The sequence below is a fragment of the Janthinobacterium sp. HH106 genome, assembly GCF_001758725.1.
GTDB lineage: Bacteria > Pseudomonadota > Gammaproteobacteria > Burkholderiales > Burkholderiaceae_D > Janthinobacterium.
Genome location: NZ_LRIC01000056.1, coordinates 119,593 through 138,311 on the forward strand (window position 1 = coordinate 119,593; position 18,719 = coordinate 138,311).

The 18,719-nt window shown below is 62.3% G+C and carries 17 protein-coding genes; 6 read left to right on the forward strand and 11 right to left on the reverse strand.

The features are described 5' to 3' along the window. Nucleotides 1-2: 2 nt before the first annotated feature. Nucleotides 3-5,759: an MG2 domain-containing protein gene (locus tag JAB8_RS21500; RefSeq protein WP_254679564.1), complete on the reverse strand. Its 5,757-nt coding sequence runs from the start codon at nt 5,757-5,759 to the stop codon at nt 3-5. 472 nt (nt 5,760-6,231) lie between these two features. Between JAB8_RS21500 and JAB8_RS21505 the strand changes: the two genes are divergently transcribed. After that, complete coding sequence (locus JAB8_RS21505; protein WP_070224923.1) at nt 6,232-7,257, forward strand: OmpA family protein; 1,026 nt, start codon at nt 6,232-6,234, stop codon at nt 7,255-7,257. A gap of 72 nt (nt 7,258-7,329) precedes the next feature. Next, a complete protein-coding gene (locus tag JAB8_RS21510) occupies nt 7,330-8,277 on the forward strand; it encodes a YihY/virulence factor BrkB family protein (protein ID WP_070224922.1) in 948 nt (315 codons plus the stop codon). Between the two features lie 62 nt (nt 8,278-8,339). Here the strand turns inward: JAB8_RS21510 and JAB8_RS21515 are convergent, their stop codons facing one another. The 3 genes from JAB8_RS21515 to JAB8_RS21525 form a co-directional block, all read right to left on the reverse strand. After that, on the reverse strand, nt 8,340-9,398 hold the full coding sequence (locus JAB8_RS21515; protein ID WP_227742169.1) for an AI-2E family transporter: 1,059 nt from the start codon (nt 9,396-9,398) through the stop codon (nt 8,340-8,342). Nucleotides 9,399-9,608: 210 nt separating this feature from the next. Further along, nucleotides 9,609-9,920, reverse strand: coding sequence for a BON domain-containing protein (locus tag JAB8_RS21520; protein ID WP_070224920.1), 312 nt, complete (start codon nt 9,918-9,920; stop codon nt 9,609-9,611). A gap of 82 nt (nt 9,921-10,002) precedes the next feature. After that, on the reverse strand, nt 10,003-10,557 hold the full coding sequence (locus JAB8_RS21525; RefSeq protein WP_046682431.1) for a hypothetical protein: 555 nt from the start codon (nt 10,555-10,557) through the stop codon (nt 10,003-10,005). 270 nt (nt 10,558-10,827) lie between these two features. Between JAB8_RS21525 and JAB8_RS21530 the strand changes: the two genes are divergently transcribed. The 3 genes from JAB8_RS21530 (at nt 10,828) to JAB8_RS21540 (ending at nt 11,841) form a co-directional block, all read left to right on the forward strand. Beyond that, nucleotides 10,828-11,274: a glycine zipper 2TM domain-containing protein gene (locus JAB8_RS21530; RefSeq protein ID WP_070224919.1), complete on the forward strand. Its 447-nt coding sequence runs from the start codon at nt 10,828-10,830 to the stop codon at nt 11,272-11,274. Nucleotides 11,275-11,341: 67 nt separating this feature from the next. After that, nucleotides 11,342-11,494: a DUF3309 family protein gene (locus tag JAB8_RS21535; RefSeq protein ID WP_010396415.1), complete on the forward strand. Its 153-nt coding sequence runs from the start codon at nt 11,342-11,344 to the stop codon at nt 11,492-11,494. A gap of 44 nt (nt 11,495-11,538) precedes the next feature. Beyond that, entirely contained in the window at nt 11,539-11,841 is a 303-nt protein-coding gene (locus JAB8_RS21540; RefSeq protein WP_071654449.1) for a hypothetical protein, read from the forward strand. A gap of 156 nt (nt 11,842-11,997) precedes the next feature. Here the strand turns inward: JAB8_RS21540 and JAB8_RS21545 are convergent, their stop codons facing one another. The 7 genes from JAB8_RS21545 to JAB8_RS21575 all read right to left on the reverse strand — a co-directional run bounded on the left by JAB8_RS21545 (nt 11,998) and on the right by JAB8_RS21575 (nt 16,388). Continuing rightward, nucleotides 11,998-13,152, reverse strand: coding sequence for a patatin-like phospholipase family protein (locus JAB8_RS21545; protein WP_070224917.1), 1,155 nt, complete (start codon nt 13,150-13,152; stop codon nt 11,998-12,000). Between the two features lie 136 nt (nt 13,153-13,288). Further along, complete coding sequence (locus JAB8_RS21550; RefSeq protein WP_070224916.1) at nt 13,289-13,627, reverse strand: hypothetical protein; 339 nt, start codon at nt 13,625-13,627, stop codon at nt 13,289-13,291. Nucleotides 13,628-13,648: 21 nt separating this feature from the next. After that, nucleotides 13,649-14,035 carry a phage holin family protein gene (locus JAB8_RS21555; protein WP_070224915.1) on the reverse strand — a complete coding sequence of 129 codons (387 nt, stop codon included), beginning with the start codon at nt 14,033-14,035 and terminating at the stop codon, nt 13,649-13,651. Between the two features lie 18 nt (nt 14,036-14,053). Further along, the gene (locus JAB8_RS21560; RefSeq protein WP_070224914.1) at nt 14,054-14,356 is read right to left on the reverse strand and encodes a DUF883 family protein; all 303 of its coding nucleotides are present in this window, start codon (nt 14,354-14,356) and stop codon (nt 14,054-14,056) included. A gap of 58 nt (nt 14,357-14,414) precedes the next feature. Beyond that, the gene (locus tag JAB8_RS21565; protein ID WP_070224913.1) at nt 14,415-14,951 is read right to left on the reverse strand and encodes a ferritin-like domain-containing protein; all 537 of its coding nucleotides are present in this window, start codon (nt 14,949-14,951) and stop codon (nt 14,415-14,417) included. A 107-nt stretch (nt 14,952-15,058) separates the two neighbouring features. Continuing rightward, nucleotides 15,059-15,958 carry an OmpA family protein gene (locus JAB8_RS21570; protein WP_070224912.1) on the reverse strand — a complete coding sequence of 300 codons (900 nt, stop codon included), beginning with the start codon at nt 15,956-15,958 and terminating at the stop codon, nt 15,059-15,061. Between the two features lie 25 nt (nt 15,959-15,983). Then, entirely contained in the window at nt 15,984-16,388 is a 405-nt protein-coding gene (locus JAB8_RS21575) for a DUF4398 domain-containing protein (protein WP_070224911.1), read from the reverse strand. Nucleotides 16,389-16,649: 261 nt separating this feature from the next. On the opposite strand from JAB8_RS21575, the gene JAB8_RS21580 reads away from it, so the two are divergent. Then, complete coding sequence (locus JAB8_RS21580) at nt 16,650-18,686, forward strand: AsmA family protein (protein WP_070291345.1); 2,037 nt, start codon at nt 16,650-16,652, stop codon at nt 18,684-18,686. The last annotated feature ends 33 nt before the right edge of the window (nt 18,687-18,719 follow it).

Below are 18,719 nucleotides of genomic sequence, written 5' to 3' on the forward strand. Positions count from 1 at the left end.
CTTCACTGCCCCACCTTCACATTCGCATTCGGCGCTTCGCCAAACATCTCGGGCGAATACATGGCCTCAATACGCGTGGCCGGCAGGCTGAAATCCCCGGCATTGTTCAGGCGCACCGTGTATTCCACGCTCCAGTTACCTTTCGGCACGAAGGCATAGTAGGCGCGGAAAGCGTCAAACGCCCGTTCCTCGAACGTGGGCCAGACCCAGCCCGTGGATTTTTCGCCGGCCGTCAGCAGCTGCGAGTCGCGCCCCAGTCCATTGCCCAGCACCGTGGCGCTGGCCGGTATCGGGTCGTCGACCACTACCCAGCTCATGTCCGCCTGCGCCGACAACTCCAGGCGCACGCGGTAGACGTCGCCGCGCGACCATTGGCCGGTGGTTTTCTGTTCCACCGGCGTTACGGTTTTCTTGATCGTGTAGCCGCTGGACACGGGCGCCTGGAGCGGAATGGCCGCCAGACTTTGCACGGTGGCCCACGGCTTGCCCATGCCGCTGTGTGCCAGGCCCAGGGTATCCGTGCCCGTCGGCCACGCCTGCAGCACGGGGCCGACTTTCGCCGCGCCATTCCACACGAGCGCTTGCGTATCGCCGCCCAGTTTGACGGCACTGGCGCCCGTCACCGGCGTCGACTCGAATTTAGCCGAGAATTTGGCGATGGCCAGGGTGCCCCAGGCGTTGGCCACCGTGGTATCCCAGCGGCCCTTTTTCTGGCGCCCCATGCTGCCGCGCACCAGGCGGCCGATGTCGTCCTTCCACGCCGGGTCGTCCATCACGGCCAGTAATAAACGGTTGGCGTTGACGTCGCCGGACACCATCAGCCACCACCAGTTATCCTTGCGCTCGGTGGAAAAGCCCATGGTGGTGCCCTGGAAATTCAGGCGCGAACGCAAAATCTGCTGCGCCTCGGCAAGCAGCGCATCGCGGCGCGCCAGGCCAGGCGTGCGTTGCAGCAGCAAGCTCCAGTCGATGACGGCGGAGGTCGGCCACAGGTTCGGGCTGATGCTGATGCTCTCGAGCGCATCGGGCGGCACCTTGTTCGAACGCGACAGCGCTTCCAGCGCGGCCAGCTTGCGCACGGCCAGGTCGGTCGTGGCCAGCGCGGAACGGCGCACGATCTTGCCCTGCACGAAGGCCGTCAAGGCTGCTTCCATGCGGTTCTTCGTCTGCTCGGGAATCGCATAGCCCGCTTCCCTGGTGGCCGACAGCACGTAGGCCGTCAGGCTGTCGCTGCCCTGCTCCATGATGGGGAAATATTTCAGCAAGCCGTCGCCGTCCAGGTAGGCGGGCAGGCTGGCGGCCAGCTTGTTCCACGCGTCCTGGTCTTGCAGGGCGATGGCCTTCGACGTGTTTTGCTCGAAGCAGGTGTACGGGTAGGCGGCCATGTACTCGCGCACGCCGGGCAGCTCGCCGCCCAACTTGGCGACAAAGCTCGTCTGCAGGCCGCCCCGGCCCGGCAAAGCGCCGGCCGGCATTTGCACGGACATATTGACGGGTTTGTCGATCTGCATCAAGGTGGCCTGGTACGTGCGCACGGGCGTGGCCTGGCCGACTTTTTGCGTGATTTTCAGTTTATCGGAGGTGTTGCCAAGCCCGCTACCCGCCTTGGCGCTGATCTCCCACACGACAGTTGGCGCGCCAAGCGGCACCTGGTAATCCCAGCCCGTCTCCCGCGCTTCGCCCGCCGCCAACGTCAAACTCTGGCGCGGCAAGGCCTTGCCAGCCGCCGTGGCATTGAGGTCCACGTTCAAGGAGGCGGCCGAGGTGTTGCGCACCGTAAAGCCCGCGCGCAACTGGTCGCCTTCGCGCACGAGGGACGGCAAGCCCGACATCAAAATCAAGTCTTGCGAGCTGCGGATATCCGTGCTGCCCGTGCCGAACAATTCCTTGCCCGCGCTGGCAATCGCAACGATGCGGAATCCCGTCAAGGAATCGTTGAGCGGCACCTGCACCGTCGCTTCGCCCTTGGCGTCGAGCTTGACGGTGCCCTTCCAGAACAGCAAGGTATCGAACAGCTCGCGGCTGGCGCCCTTGCCGCCGCCCCCGCCGGCCGGAAACGCCTTGCGGCCGAAATGGCGCTTGCCGATCACCTGCATCTGCGCCGTCGCCGTTTCCACCTGCAAGCTGCGCTGCGCCATCATGGTATCGAGCAACTTCCAGCTATCGTTGGGCATCAGCTCCAGCAAGCCCGTGTCGACGGCCGCCAGCGCCACTTCGGCACCGGCCGGCAGCGGTTTTCCGTCAGCGCGGCGCACGCGCACGGACACTTCCGCCTTGTCGCGCGTTTTATATACTTCCTTGTCGGACACGACCATGACGTTCAGTTCATGCGCCTGCCAGCCCACGTTCAGCGGCGCGATGCCCATCTTGTAGGCCGGCTTGCCCAGGTCGACCAGCGCCGTCGGCTGCACGCCATCGACCCGGCCCCGCACGACAAACACGGAGACATACACATTCGGTGCGTAATTCGATTTGACCGGGATGTTCACCACAGGTTCCCGGCCGTTCAACTGGCGCACATAGGTGTCGAGGATGCCTTCGCGCTCGACCGTGATCAGGGCCGTGCCCGAACGGAACGGCATGCGCACCTGCAAGCTCGCTTCCTGGCCCGGCTCATAGCGTTTCTTTTCAGGCAAGACGTCGATGCGGTCATTGTCGCTGGCGTTGAACCACCAGTCGCCGCTGCCGGCCACCCAGGTTTCGCGGTTGGCGACGGCCGCATTACCGGCACTGTCCTGCGTGCGGGCGCGCAACACCAGATTGCCGCTGGCGGGCGCCTTCACGTCGCAAGTCAAGAGGCCCTTATTGTCCGTCTTGCCCGAGCACGCTTGGCCCAGCTTGACCACTTCGCTGCTGTTTTCATACGCATAGAAGCCGCCGATCAGGCGCCGGCGGTGCGAATAGCTGTTGCGCTGGAAGAAGTCGACGGCGACCGGGGCGTTCGCCACGGGCTTGCCATTGGTACCGAGCACGGCCACCGTGAACTTGAAGGCATCCTTGCTCAAGGCCCAGGCATCGGGCTTGATGCCGATCACGTAGTTCGACGGCCACAGCGGCACGCGCGTGGCGACGGATGCCGTCTCGCCATTCGCATCCTGGAAAGCCATTTCCGCCACCAGGTCGCGCGGCACGGACAGCTGCGGCAACTGGTCGATGACGATGCGCGCGCCGCCCGCCTTGTCGAGGGTCAAGCTTTGCGTGCGCGCGGCAGCCGCGCCGGCGCCGGCACGCCCGCCATTGCCTTCGTCCTGCCACTCGCCCTCATCGTCGTCGTAGCCCGTGCCCTGCTTCACCAAGCCTTCCTTCACGTCTCCATTGCTGAAGCTGAAATCGGGATAGTCGGCAAACGTCACGCTCTTGTCTTGCAGTACCGTGCGCAGCTTGACGGGCGCGTTGGTGGCGGCGCCGCCGGCCAGATACGTGATTTGCGCATCGAGGGCCAGCTGCTTTGCCTGCACGGCGGGGGCCTTCGGTCCCTGCAGCACGGCTTTCATGGTCGGTACGCGAAACGCTTCCACGCGGAAACTGCCGGACGGGCGGCCCGCCATCGTCACGCTGTATTCGCCCTGCTTGGCGTCGGCGGGGATGAGCCAGTCGCTTTCCGCCGTGCCGCCGGCGGACCAGCGCAGCGGTAATTGATAGTTCTGGTCGCTGCCCTGGTGCGTGATGACGACGGAGGTGGCGCTGCCGGGACCGTTGTTCTTGTCGACCAGGCTCATGCCTTCGGCCGTGTGCTTGCGAATAAAGTGCTTCATGTGCACGGTTTCGCCGGCGCGCAGCAAGGTGCGGTCGAATACCGTGGCCAGCAAGGTGTTGTCGGCGCGCGTGTCATCCGTGGGCAAGTTGAAACGCCAGGCTTCGATGCCGCCCACCCAGTCCGACAGGGTGAACGTCATGTCGCCGCCGCTGCGCGCACTGATAAAGTAGCGGCCATTGTTCTTGCAGCTGGAATTGGCCAGCTCGCCGGGAATGTGCGCCACGCCGTCCGCACCCGTGGCGCCTTGCCACAGCAGCTTGCCGGCGCAGTCGCGCACGGCCACTTGCGCTTTCGCAACAGGCGCGCCCTTGTCCAGCGAGGTCACCCACACGAGCGACGATTGCGCGCCATGCTTGAAGTGGGCGGCCGGGTTCGTCACCAGCGCGGCCGTGCGGATATACGCGGTCGTCGGTTTGCCCAGCAACGCCTTGCCGAGGATGGGGCTGGCCAGCTCGACCACATAAAAGCCCGGCTTCTGCAATGGGATGCCGATCACTTCAAAGGTTTTCCGGCCATCGGGACGCGGCAGGCTGATGGGGCGCGTGCCGGCAGCGCCCGCCAGCACGGATTTGCTCATGTTGCCCGCATACTGGGCGTAAGGCTGCCAGTATTCGCCCCCGTCGCCATTGCCGGCCAGGCGCTGCATCCACTCGATGATGAACTTGTCGTCATTGTCGGGCACGCGCAAGCTGGCGCCCGTGGCGGCAGCCGAGGCTTGCGCGACTTCCTTGCCCGACAGCACAGGCTCGATATTGCGCACGGTGACGGGCAGCAAGCCGTCGCCCTTCGCTTCGATGATGCCGAACGGGGCCGGGAATTTGAGCAGCGGCGGCTGTTCGCCCGTGCGCACCGTCATGGGGAAGCGCGCGCGGTTGAGCAAGGCGCGGCCCGCATCATCCGTCAGTTTCGGCGGCAAGTTCAGCACAAAACTGGCCTGCACGGGAAATGGACCATTGAAGACGGCGCCATACAGGAATTCCGCCTTTTCCTCCTCTTTTGAAATCGTCGGCGCATAGGTCTTGCCGCCGCCCTTCAGGGTCATGGCGCGCACCTGCGCCGCGCTCACGGGCGCGGAAAACTGCACGCGCATGGGCAGGAAGGGAATGCATTGCTCCTTCGGATTGCTGCGCTCGCAGCTGAACTTGGCCGTGAAGTCGGGACGCGTCTTGAACTGCAGGGTTTGCGCCTTGTCCGTGGCGATACCGCCGGCGCTGGCGATGCCCTCGCCCCACACCAGCGACACCTTGGCATTGGCAGGGAAGCTGCGCTTGCATTGCAGCACCGTGACGGGCAGCGCCGGCGCGCCCTTGCTGGCGACGGGCATGCCCACTTTCCAGACCGTGCCCCGCTTCTTGAAGTACACGGTCAGGTAGCGGTCGAGGAAATTCTTGCGCAGGGTCAATACCTGCTCCAGTTCCTTGCCTACAAGCCGCCGCACGGGAATCTTTTCATTGATGCCATCGGCACGGCAATACGCGTTGGCGGCCACGCTGGCCTCGTTCGGCACGGCGTCCAGGCCCAGCACGAAGATCTGGTTTTCGTCGATGTAGGGCTGGCCGTCATACGGTACGGCCTCGACGATGGCCGGGCCGCCCGTGGAAAAGCGGTAGGACGTGCTTCCCTGCAGGGTCTGGCCCGCCAGGTCCTTGAGCCCCGGCTTCAAGGTAAAGCTGCAGGCCACGCCGGCCGGCAAGTCGCGCTCGAAATCGAAGTTCCAGTTGCGTTCGTCGGCCCAGCGCCCCGCGCCCGCCACGACGGCCGGCTCGGCCTTGCCGCAATCGATGGCGAACGGCGCGGGCAAGCCCATGTCGCCGAACGGCACCATCGGCGTGGCGAACTGGGCCCGCACCTGGCGCACGGCCTTGACCGTGCCGCTCGGTGAAAACAGGGACACGCCGCTATCGGCCCAGGCTGGCGCCGCCAGGCCCAGCGACAGCAGCAGGCACAGCGGGCCCAGCTTGCCGGACAGCGGGGAAGTAAGAACACGGGACAGGTCAGGCACGGATGACTCCTTGAGAAAAAGTGGCGGAGCTGGCTGCGGCGCGCAAAAGTTGCCTAGCGGAAGCCCAGAAAAACAACAGAACGCGGCCGGAATACAACATCAATGTATTATTAGTTATCAAGCTCATCATTGTTGCTAATATACAGTGGCATGCAGGTGACAAGTCGTACGATTGCCTGTCGCCGCGGTGCCAGGCAATGACCGTGCTTGTAAAAGTTTCACCAATAAAATTAGTTTTTTTCAACACCAAAATCTTTGTCGTGAATCTGCAACACTATTGATATACCGCAATGCTTTGTGCGCCAGCGCACCGACCACCAGAACCTGCAATCGTATTCTCTAGTCCAACAGCAGTGCATTTATCACAAGAATGCGCACCTGGAAGTGTGGTCTATATCTAGCAATAGCACGTGTAGCAAGATGTGTCTTTGATGCCGTAGAGAAAATCTCTTATCAACGTTGGGAGTTACTTGTGAATAATCTAAAAAAAATCGCCGTTGCCGCCGCAGTCCTGTGCTCCGCCCTCGGCGCACAGGCCCAGGAAATCAATCCCTCCTGGTATATTCAACCTAGCATCAACGCACTCAAGCCAGATTCCGACTTCGCCACGGATAAAACCGGTTATGGCGCAGGCTTGCGTTTCGGTAAGCCTGTTTCCCAGGACTGGGATATCCAGCTGGGCACCACGTATGCCCGTTCCAAGGATGGCGGTCAGCGCTACCAGCAAAATACGCTGGGCGTAGACGGCTTGTACATGTTCTCGCGCAAAGCCTTCCGTCCTTTCCTGCTGGTCGGTGCCGGCATGCAGCGCGACAAGGACACCAGCTTCGCCTTCGGTGAACGCACAAAGAGCTCGCCATACGCGAGCGTGGGCCTGGGTTTCCAGTCCAGCATTACGGAGCAGCTGTCCCTGCAGGCTGACGTGCGCAATGTGCACGGTTTCCTGCGCGGCAATACGTTCGACCCGAGCAGCAAGTCCAACAACTACTACGTCACCGTGGGCTTGAACTACGCGTTCGACAAACCGCCTGCACCGCCGCCACCACCGCCACCGCCGCCAGTACGTGAAGAAGTCGTCGTGGTCGTGCCGCCACCACCACCGCCACCGCCGCCACGCTTTGAAAAAGTGACGATGTCGGCAACGGAACTGTTCGCGTTCGACAGCGCCAAGCTGGGCCCGACGCAAACCAAGCTCGACGAAATCGCACGCGTGCTGAACGCAGCGCCGGACGTCAACAACGTCGTCATCAGTGGTTATGCCGACCGTATCGGTTCGCCCAAGTACAACCTGAAACTGTCGCAGCAGCGCGCTGACGCAGTCAAGGAATACCTGGTCGCGCACGGTGTCGCCGCCAACCGCCTGACGGCTGAAGGCAAGGGTTCGACCAATCCGGTCGTGGAGTGCAACAACAAGAAACGTGCCGACCTGATCAAGTGCCTGGAACCTAACCGCCGCGTTGAAGTGGAACAAATCACCATCGAACGCCGCGTGCAGTAAGCTCGACAGTGGTACGCCACTTGTGAATTAAAAAAAAGGGGCTCGCGCCCCTTTTTTGCATTGAAAGCCATCATGAATTTCTTTACCCGCTATCCCAGACTGGCCGGTCTCGCGCCGTTAAGCAAGCAGATGCGCAGCGTCGTCTACTGCTCCGTCACCGAATGGCTGGAACACCGCGCCTCGAGCAAGGGCGCCGCCCTCGCCTATTACACCCTGTTTTCCATCGCCCCCATCCTCGTACTGGTGATCGCCATCGCCGGCTTTTTCTATGGTCCGGCCGCCGCGCGCGGCGAGCTGATGGGGCAACTGCAGGGCTTGCTGGGCACGCAGGGCGCCGAAGCCATCCAGCTCGTGCTGGCCGGCGCGAAAAACCATGAACAGGGCCGCATCGCCACCCTCATCGCCAGCGCCCTGCTGCTGTTTGGCGCCACCAGCGTATTTGCCGAACTGAAAGCCAGCCTTGATGAAATCTGGCAAGTGCCACCCTTGAAGGAAGCGGGCGCCTGGGACATGGTGCGCACGCGCTTGCTGTCGTTTGGCCTGGTACTGGTGCTGGCCTTCCTGCTGATGGTGTCGCTGGTGGTCAACGCCGCCATGGCCATCCTCGCCAACTTTTGGGAAGGCGTGTGGAAAGACACTGCCGTGCTGTTTACCATCCTGTCGAACCTGATCGGCTTTGCCGTCATCGCCAGCCTGTTTGCCGTCATCTATAAAATGCTGCCGCGCGTGCGCCTGTCCTGGCGCGACGTGCTGATCGGCGCCATCGGCACGGCTTTCATGTTTTCACTGGGGAAATATGCGATTGGTGTGTATATCGGCAATAGCGGCGTGGCCAGCAGCTATGGCGCCGCCGGTTCGCTGGTCGCCCTGCTGCTGTGGGTGTATTACTCGGCGCAAATCTTCTTCCTGGGCGCCGAATTTACACGCCAGTTCGCCTTGCAGCTGGGCAGCATGAAGGATATGCCGAAGACGGAAGACGGCGACGTGCAAGTGAAGATACTGAAACGCCACCAGTCGTAAGGTGTCGTTCCGGATGCAGCAACGGCGCCCGAGGGCGCCGTTTTTCTTGGCGTTGCCGCAAGCTATTCGCCCAGCAGTTCCGCCACCACTTCCATGCCTTGCACGCGCTCGGCGACGACCTTCACCATGACGATGATGGGCACGCCCAGCAGCAATCCCCAGACGCCCCACAGCCAGCCCCAGAACAGCAGGCTGACGAACACGGCAGTAGGATTCATGCGCGCGATACGCCCCGTCATCCAGGTGGTGACAAAGGTGCCCACCAGGGTGGCGATGGCCATCGACGTGCCCGTCACCAGCAAGACCATTTCCAGCGATTCGAACTGCAGGAAGGCGACCAGGCCCGTGGCGATGGTGATGAGCAAGGGGCCGAAATACGGCATGATGTGCAGCAAGCCGGCCACGATGGCCCAGGCGCCCGCGTTTTCCAGCCCGATCACGCGCAGGGCGATCCACATCAGGACGGCCAGCAAGACATTCGTGACGAGCAGCATGAACATATAGTTCTGGATTGAAGTGTTGATGTCTTCCAGGATGTGCACGGTGACCTTCTTGCGGCTCAGCGACGGTCCCGTCAGCTTGACGAGCTTGCGCTTGAAGGTGTCGCCCGACAGCAGCAGGAAGAATACGAGGAAGATGACCATGGTGGCCTGGCTGAGGAAGCCCACCAGGCCCAGCGAACCGGCCCAGACCCAGTCCATGATCTTGAAGTTGGGCGCCTCGGCCGCGGCGGCGCGGCGGTTGTTGCGGCGCGCTTCGGCGCCGGCGGCCACTTGCTCGATTTCATTGGCCACGGCCTGCATCTTCTGGAAGGTGCTGTTCTTGCCGCCCGTATTGGCGGCGATCAGCCGCGACAGTTTATGCGTGGCGGCCGGCAACTCTTCAACGATGGATTCGAATTCGCCCTGCACGCGCTCGACCACGACGATGGAGCCGAACAGGATCAGGGCCGTGACGGCCGTGGCGCCGATGGCGCGCGGCAGGCGCAGCTTTTCCAGCCAGGCGACAACGGGATTGAGGGTGTAGGCAATGAAAATGCCGAAGATGACGGGAATGAGGAATTTCTGTGCCCACTGCAGCGCATAAATAAAGCTGACGGTGGCGATGATGCCCAAGGCCATGCCACGCGCATTGACATGCAGCGGCAAGCGCAAGGTTGAGTCTGGCTGCTCCACGGGCGCGCCGGGAGGTGGCCCGGCAGGCTCGGTGGAGGCAGCCGCCACCGGATCGGGCGGGGTATCTGAAGGCTGGGTATGCATGCGATTCCCGCGACGGTCGGTGGAAGGCCACAGGGCCAGCCGTGAGGCTGGCCGCTGCGGCAGGTCAGGCCATTACTTGACGCGGATGTCGTTTTTCACCGACTTCACGCCCTTGACGCCACGGGCAACTTCACCCGCTTTGGCGGCATCGGCTGGCTGGGCAACGAAGCCGCTCAGCTGAACCACGCCCTTGAAGGTTTCAACGTTGATTTCCGTCGATTTCAGGGTAGGCTCATTGAAGATGCTGGCTTTCACTTTGGTGGTGATCGCGGCGTCGTCGAGGTATTCGCCCGTGCCTTCCTTGGTTGGGGTCGAAGCGCAGCCTGCAACGGCGAACAGGGAAGCGACGAAAAGGCCAGTAGCGATAGATTTAGTGAATTTCATGGTTTTTTCCTTAGGAGTGGTCAATCAATGTGCTCACAATGAGCTTCTTATACCAGTGTGGTGACTGCGCGCCGGAGGGAGCTCAGTAGCCAAACTGGGTTTTTGCAGCCTTGATACAGTCATCCTTGGCTGCGCCGGCCAATGCATCGCATTTTTCTGTCGCGACCTTGTACTCGGCTTTTCTTTTTGCTTCACGCGCATCGCTGCGCGCTTCGATGACTTTCTTGTCCGCCTTGGCGTCGGCCAGCGCCGCCACTTTGGTGGACTTGGCCAGCTTGACGCAGACATCCTTGTCGTTGCCCGTCAGCGCATTGCAGCGGGCCAGATCGACATCGTAATTGGCATCGGCAATCTTGATGCGCGCCTTGGTGTAGGCACGCAGCGTATTCGTGTATTGCGCCTGGGCCACGGCTTCATCGTAGGTACGCACGGCCTTCGCCTCGGCGATGCAGACATCCTTGGGGTTGCCCGTGATTTTTTCGCACTCGGCATGCGCCAGTTTGTAATTCAGGCCAGCCTGTTCATTGGCCGCCTTGTACGCTGCTTTTGCTTCCGGCGTGGCCGCCACTGCCTGGCCGCCCCATGCGGCGCATGCCAGGCTGACGACGATGGCGGTGAAAAGCTTATTCTTGTTCATGTTGTATTTCTCCCTGGTGGTAGCAAGCATGTCTGCTTGGCATGACTACCGTTTTACGTGGATAGTCGCCGCTCTTCTGTACGCTGCCGTACACAAGTAATTTATTTTGAAAGTGGAAGGGCAATATGGAGAAATAACAACGTTTTTGCCGGATCGCTCCAGCCCGCACTACCCTTTTCGACTGCAAATAAGTACGTGCGGCAGCGTACAGACCGGGGACAGGGGCATGACTAAGATGGCTCTACACCCTCACCTCGTCAGGAGAATAAAATGAAAACCAACGCCACCTTGGCTGCACTGATGCTCGCCGCCACCGCCGTACTGAGCGGTTGTGCCACCGGCCCTACCCAGTCGCAACAATATTACCCGGCCAACCAGCCTGAGTCCGCCATGTACGGCACCGTCGACTCCATCCAGATCGTGCAGGGTGGCGGTCAAACCAGCGGCGCCGGCGCCGTGGTCGGCGGCATCGCCGGCGCCCTGCTGGGCAATACCATCGGTTCGGGCAGCGGACGCACGGCCGCCACCGTGGCGGGCGCCGTCGCCGGCGGCGTCGTGGGCAACCAGGTCGAAGGCCGCAGGCAGCAGGCGCAGGCCTACCAGATCAGCGTGCGTCTCGACAACGGCGAATACCGTACTGTAGTGCAGGACAACGCGAATGATTTGCGCCCGGGCAACCGCGTGCGCGTCGTCGACGGGCGCGTCTACCGCTATTAATTCTCGGCGGAGCTTGTCAGCAGGCATCCGCCATCTCGCATGAGTCGTACCATAACAAGGAGTTGCCATGGGCACCATCATTCTGATCATCTTGATCCTGGCCCTGGTCGGCGTCCTGCCTACCTGGCCGCATAGCCGCAACTGGGGTTACGGCCCCAGCGGCATCGCCGGCCTGGTCGTAGTGATACTGATCCTGCTATTACTGACGGGCAGGTTGTAAAAAAAGGCGCTACGGCGCCTTTTTTATTTCAAGGAGGAAATATCATGACTATTCACAATACACTCTTGGCCACCCTGTTCGCCTGCAGCCTGGCGCCGATGGCACTGGCGCAGACGGCCACGCCGCAGCCGGGCGACCCGCAACGCTGGTACCAGGAAGACAGCACGGCGCAAGCCCAGCTGCGCACTTTGCGCAGGGAAATCGCCGCCGCCCTGGCCGAGGCCAAAAAAGCGTGCCGCCTGGAGCCATCCGCCACGCGCGCCACCTGCCTGAAGGAGGCGCAGGATACTTACCGGCAAGACATGGCGAACGCGGAAAAACTGCGTGCAGCGGCGCATCCGCAGTGATGCGCCGTGCTGTTGCGACGCTGAACAACATTGCAACACCTGACAAAACCGTCGCGAGCGGGAGGGAGAGGTGGCTAAGAAGCGCAACCGTACGGAAGGTACGGTGAGCATCGCAGGCCGCCTATACCGACGCGCAGCAGGTTTTGACAGGCGTCACTAAGCCGCATCGCGCTCATAGGGCGGGAGTTCGTGCACCACGAGCGGCGTGTCTTCCGTGACGAAGGCCAGCCAGCCGGCCGCCTTGATCGCGCGCAAGCCATCCTGGTAGCCCTGCTCCCAGCGCCACTCGATGGAGCCCTTGGAGAAATTGATATCCTTGGCCGCCATGTGCCAGTCGCGCCCCGCATACGGCAGGCGCACGATGTGCATGGTGCTGTCGCAGCCCAGCGCTACGAGCTCTTCCGTCTGCTGGCGGTTGTGCTTTGTGTCGGGCAGGCCGGCGTACAGCTCGCGCAATTTGCGCTGCAAGGTGTGCGTATTGACATAGTCGGCGATATGGCGTTTCGAGCGCGAGGCGAAGGTGACGTCCTTTTGCCGCGTCTGCACCTCATCGAGGGTGGTCGGTTCCGGCCCTTCCGAGCTCCACAGGTCGACCATGAAGACCAGGGTGTCGACGTGGGGCGTGTCGTCGAGCACGGTTTCCAGCGGCGTGTTCGAGTACAGGCCGCCATCCCAATATAAATCGCCATCGACGCGCACGCCGGCAAAGCCGGGCGGCAAGGCGCCGCTGGCGCGGATATGGTCCGCCGTCAGGGGTTGCTGCTGGCTGTCGAAACTGGTGAGGCTGCCGCATTTGACGCGCAGGGCGTTGACCGTCAGGCGCATGCCGCCGGGCTGGTTCAGGTAATCGAAATCGACCAGTTCCTCGAGGGTGCTGGCCAGCTCACTGGTGTCATAGAAGCTGGCCTCTTCCGGCTTGACGGCGATTCCTGCGGAGAACAGGCTGAAAATGCGCGGCTTGAAGAAGCCGGGCACGCCGCGCAGCACCGTATCGAGCGTGGCCAGCCAGATGTTCGAGCGGCGCTGCTGGTCCGAAACGAGATTCATGTCGACGCTGTCGCGGTGCGCCACGCGCTGCCAGAACTGTTTTAAACGCACGAGCCTGTCCTCGTGCTTGTTGCCGGCCAAAATGGCGGCATTGATGGCGCCGATCGAGGTGCCCACCACCCAGTCGGGCGCCAGGCCATGTTCGTGCAGCGCATGGTAGACGCCGGCCTGGTAGGCGCCCAGTGCGCCGCCGCCCTGCAGCACCAGCACGATGCGCAGGCGCGAGGGATTTAACTGATTGATCGGTGTCTTCGAATTCGTCATCAAGATGGCCCCTCTGTGCGCCGCGCAAAATGCGGCGTGAATCATTGTAAGGGATTGCGCCTGCCCGTGCCGGACGTTGGGTACGGGCAAAAAAAACGCCGTCAATGACGGCGTTCGTGTGCAACACGGCTGGCGTTCAGCGCTTGCGGCGCAGCCAGCTGGCGGCCACTGCGGCCACGGCCACGAGGACCAGGGCCGGCTTGACGAGCTTCTTGCGCCCAATAAACGATAGCGCCGTCAGCACGTAGGGCATGGCGCCCTGCAAACGCATGCCGCCCGGCGCCAGCAAGGACTCGACGCGGTGGCCGGCAAAGCCGACCGCCGTTTCGACCACGCCCTGCAGCAGCGATTCGGGACGCAGGGCATAGCCCACGTTAGCGCGCGCATGCACGATGCCCACGCGATACATTTCGCCCTGGGCGATCAGCAGGCGCTTGCGGGCGGCTTGCGCCGCCAGTTTGTCGGTTTCCGACATGAATTCTCCTCGTGAGCCCGCTTACATCAGCATGTCGCGGTCGGCCTTCAATTCCGCCATGGTGGCAGGCATGGACAGCTTTCCTTGACGCAGCATGGCGCGCGCATACATGACCAGCGCGATGGCCAGCAGTACGAACACGACCGTCATGATCGCCAGGATCTTCCAGCCCAGGCTATCCCAGGCCAGGAAAACGATCAGTACGCTGCCGTAAGCGATGGCAAACAAGCCCGCCACTGTCGCCAGGGCGAAAATGACCACGAGCTGCAGCATGTGATTGCGCACTTCCGACAGTTCGATGGTGGCCAGTTCCAGCCGCGACAACATCAGTCCGACGGCGTTTTTGGCCAGGCCGGCGACCGAGCCGATCAATCCCGGCCCCTGGTGAGACGAAGCAGACTTGTCCATATCGCTCCTGACAATGGATTACTTGCGGCCCAGAATGAAGCCGACCAGTACGCCGACGCCAGCGGCGACGGCTACCGTGCGCCATGGGTTTTCCTTGACATAACCGTCCGCCTGGGAGGCGAGCTGTTTGGTAGCAACGATGGCCGACGCTTGCGCTTCGTGCGCCTTGGCCAGGGCAGCGTCCAGGGTTTTCATGCCCTTGATTCGCACTTCATCGGCTTTTTCACCGGTCAGGGCGGCAGCGGCGCTGAACAGGGCTTGCGCATCCTTGACCAGGGTTTTGACATCGTTATTGACGGTGGTGATATTGTTTTCCAACATGGTTTAGCTCCTTAGCTGTGGATGAATGTAGTTACTATACCTACTTTACTCAAAAACACTATTCCATTAGATCGCGCATGTCATCGGCGTGCTCTTCTTCGACAGCCATGATTTTGATCAACAAATGGCGTGTGGTCGGGTCCTTGTCGCCAATTTTGACGATCATCTGGCGATACGACTCGATCGCTACCCGTTCCGCGATCAGATTGGCACGCACCATGCTTTGCACGTCTTCGGAGTCATCATACTCGGCATGGCTGCGCGCAAGCAATGTTGCAGGATTAAAATCTGGCTTGCCATTGAGTTGCACGATGCGTTCGGCCAGCCAGTCGGCGTGTTCCTGCTCCTGTTGCGCATGCTCAAGGAACTCGGCCTTGATGGTGCCATTGTCGCGCCCGCTCACGGTGTAGTAATGGCGTTTATAGCGCGCAATACACACCAGTTCGGTGGCCAGCGCCCCATTCAACAGGGTGATCAACTCCTGGCGGTCGCCCTGGTAGCCGGCCGTCACGGCGCCGTCATCGAGGTTTTTGGCGGCGGCGCGGATGGCGGCCGTATCGATGCCAGCTGGAATCTCAACAGATGTTTGGGTCATGATGCTTCCTTTCAAGTATTACATGGGTATCCACCGGCCAAGTAGCGGCCGGTGCTGCCTACTAATAAATCAAACGCCAGGCAAAAACCGTAGTTTGGCCTGGTGTTTTAACGGCGGGCGGGAATGGCCGTGTTGTCCTCGGACAAGACGATTTCCACACGGCGATTCAGCTGGCGGTTTGCCGCCGTATCGTTGCCGGCGGCCGGATAGGCGGCGCCATAGCCTTTCGTGGCGATGCGGTCACGGCTGATGCCTTGCTCCAGCAGCGCATTGCGCACGGATTCGGCGCGGCGTTGCGACAATTCCAGGTTGTGCGCGGAGCCGCCCGTGCTATCGGTAAAGCCTTCGATCAGCACGGTGCGCTGCGGGTTGTTTTTCAGCACCTCGGCCAGCTTGCGCGCCGTATTCACGCCATCGGCCGTCAGGTTCGCCTTGTCCGTGCCAAACAGCACGTCGCCCAGGGTAATGACCATGCCGCGTTCGGTTTTCTTGGCGGCCAGGTCGGCCAGCTGTGCTTCGAGTCCGGCGGCGCGCGCTTGCGCATCGCGGGCCGATGCTTCGGCAGCCTGAGCCTGGGCCTTGGCCGCTTCCGCATCCGCTTGCGCCGTCTGGGCGCGGGCCGTGGCCTGGTCAGCCTGCTGCGTGCGCGCATCGAGGCGCAACTGGTCGCGCTGCTTGCCCGCGTTGGCGATATCGGCTTCGGCCGCTTTCTGCTTGGCGACTTCTTGCGCCGTGGCTATCTTTTGCTTGGCCAGGTAGGCCAGCTTGTCGACTTTTTCGCTATCTTCCTGGCGCGTGGCGGCGGCGTTTGCCGCTTCCAGCGCAGCGCTCGCTTCGCGGAATTCGCGTGGCGCATAGGTCGATACCATCGGGTTCGATTGCGCCGCCATGTAGTCGCCGCGGGTCTGGTCGAGCAGGCTGGTGGTGGTCGGTGCGGAACTGCAGGCGGCAACGAGGGCGGCCATGGCCAGCAGGCCGGGAATGGTGGTGTAAGTAGCTTTTTTCATGATGGAATCCTGTTCTTATTCTTGGTTATTGTTTCGGGGCTTGCTGATTGGCACGGTCGAGTTCTTCGCGCATGACGCGGATGTTCTCGTTGATTTCATCGGCGGCGCTGGTGGCCTTGGCCGAGTTGGCCTTGCTTTGCGCCAGCTTGGCATCGGCTTGCGCCTGGTCGGCCAGGTCGCGCGCCGTTTTGTAGTCACGGTCTTTCAGGGCCTGGTTAGCCATGCGCATTTTTTCGCGGGCCGAACGCATTTCATCGGGTGCCAGGTCGGCAGCGCCGGCGCTGGCGGCGTTATCGACGGCGGCGCGCGACACGGCGACATCGGCCGTGGCTGGCGTTTTCAGGCTCGAGCAGCCCGTCATCAGGACAACGGCCGTGGCGCAGGCGGCCAGGGCGGCCAGTGGGGAAATCTTGAAATCTCGGTTTGTCATTTTTTTTCTCCTGAAGAATGTGTAAGCGTTAGGGTTCATACGTCGGTGCATCTGGAATCAGGAACGGCGTTTGATGTAGACGTTATAGGCTCCGGCTCCCCGCATATCCGTTCGGTGCCGCACATAGAGTAAGAAATCGACAATACTTGCATCGGCAACGTGCGCCAGCGCACGTGCCGGACCGTAAAAGCGAGAAACGGGCCCGGCTGAGGAGCGATTCCTGTAGCATCGTGAATACTTGTCCAGAAAGAATCGTCTACCATGCAACTGTCCCGCCGTCAGAAAATCTCCCTCGCCAGCGCCGCCGTGCTCATCGCCCTGCCCGTCACCGCCTCCATCGTCCTGATGAATATGGACTGGAACCGCGCCAAGCCCTGGCTCAATGCGCGCGCCAGCGAAGCGCTGGGGAGACCGTTTGCCATCGAAGGCGACCTGACGCTGACGTGGCAGCAGCCCACGACGGGAGGCAAACAAGGCTGGCGCGACTATTTGCCATGGCCGCACCTGCAGGCAAAGGATGTGCGCCTGGGCAACCCAAGCACCATGTCCGGGACGGACGACGGGGCGCAGCTGGCCACCGTCAGCCAGCTGGCGTTCTCGCTCAATCCCCTGGCCCTGCTGGACAAGAAAATCATCATTCCGCAATTGCGCTTCGACACGCCGCAGGTGCGCTTGCTGCGCAACAAGGACGGCAAGAACAACTGGACCTTCGACAAACAGGAGCAGCCATCGCCGTGGCAGCTGGAATTGCAAGGCGTGGTCTTCAGCAAGGGCACCGTGTATCTGGACGATGCTGTCACGAAAACGGCGATGCGCGCCGATGTCGACACCATCGCGAACGATGCGCGCTACGGCATCGCCTGGACGCTGTCGGGAAAATACCATAGCGAAAGCGTCAAGGGCGGCGGCAAGGCCGGCGGCGTGCTGTCGCTGCAGCAGCAAGGCACGCCCTTCCCCATCCAGGCCGACATGCGCGCGGGCGGCAGCAGCATGGCCATCGAAGGCACCCTGACGCGTCCGGCCAAGCTGGCCGCGCTCGACGTGCGCCTGAAGCTATCGGGACCCAGCATGGCGAGCCTGTATCCATTGACGGGCGTGCTGCTGCCGGAAACGCCGCACTTCAGCACGGAAGGCCATTTGACGGGCACCCTGGCGCCGCGCGGCGGTGAATGGGTGTATGACAAGTTCACCGGTAAGGTGGGTTCCAGCGACATCAGTGGCAAGCTGGCCTTTTCCGCCAGCACGCCGCGCAAGCGCCTGACGGGAGAAGTCCACTCGCGCCTGCTGCAATTTTCCGACCTGGGCCCGCTGGTGGGCGCCGATTCCAGCGCCAGCAAGAAGGAACGCGGCGTGGCATCGACGCAGCCAGCCGGCCGCGTGCTGCCGGTGGAAACGTTCAAGACGGAGCGCTGGACCAGCCTGGACGCAGACGTGCGCTACACGGCCGACAAGATCACGCGCGATGCCGAGCTGCCAATCAGCAAGCTCGACACGCATGTGGTGCTGACGGATGGCGTGCTGTCATTGACGCCGCTCAACTTCAACGTGGCGGGCGGCACCCTGACGTCGCAAATCAAGCTCGACGGCAGCGGCAAGGTCATCGCCAACGGCATCGCGGCCGAACTCAAGGCCAGCGCCCGCCATCTGCACATCCAGCAACTGTTTCCCCGCCTGCCCGCCCTGCAAGCGAGCGTGGGCGAAATCAATGGCGACGCTTCGCTGTCGGCCACGGGCAATTCCGTCGCCACCCTGCTGGGCAGCTCGAACGGCGAAGTACGCGCGCTGATCAACCGGGGCAGCATCAGCAAGCTGCTGCTGGAAGAAATGGGCTTGAATATCGGCAGTGTCGTGCTGGCCAAACTGTCTGGCGACAAGCAGGTCAAGCTGAACTGCATGGCCGCCGATTTCGCCGTCACCAAAGGATTGATGCAGACGCGCCAGTTTATCGTCGACACGGATGATGCCGTCCTGCATATCGATGGCACGGTGAACCTGGCCGATGAACGGCTGGACCTGACCCTGCGGCCGGACAGCAAGGGCTTGCGCGTCTTTTCGCTGCGCTCGCCCCTGTACGTGCATGGCACTTTCAGCAAGCCCGACGTGAGCGTCGACAAGGGCGTGCTGGCCTTGCGCGCCGGCGGCGCACTGGCGCTGGCCGTGGTGGCGCCCGTGGCGGCGCTGCTGCCGCTGGTCAATACCGGCCCCGTCGAAGATAGCGAGTGCGCGGCCCTGCTGGCCCAGGCGCGCGTGAAACCGGTGGCGCCCAAGCCGGGGAAAGCCGTGCGCAAGGTGCGCTGAGCGCGGCGTGGGCGCCTTTACAATTGTTACACC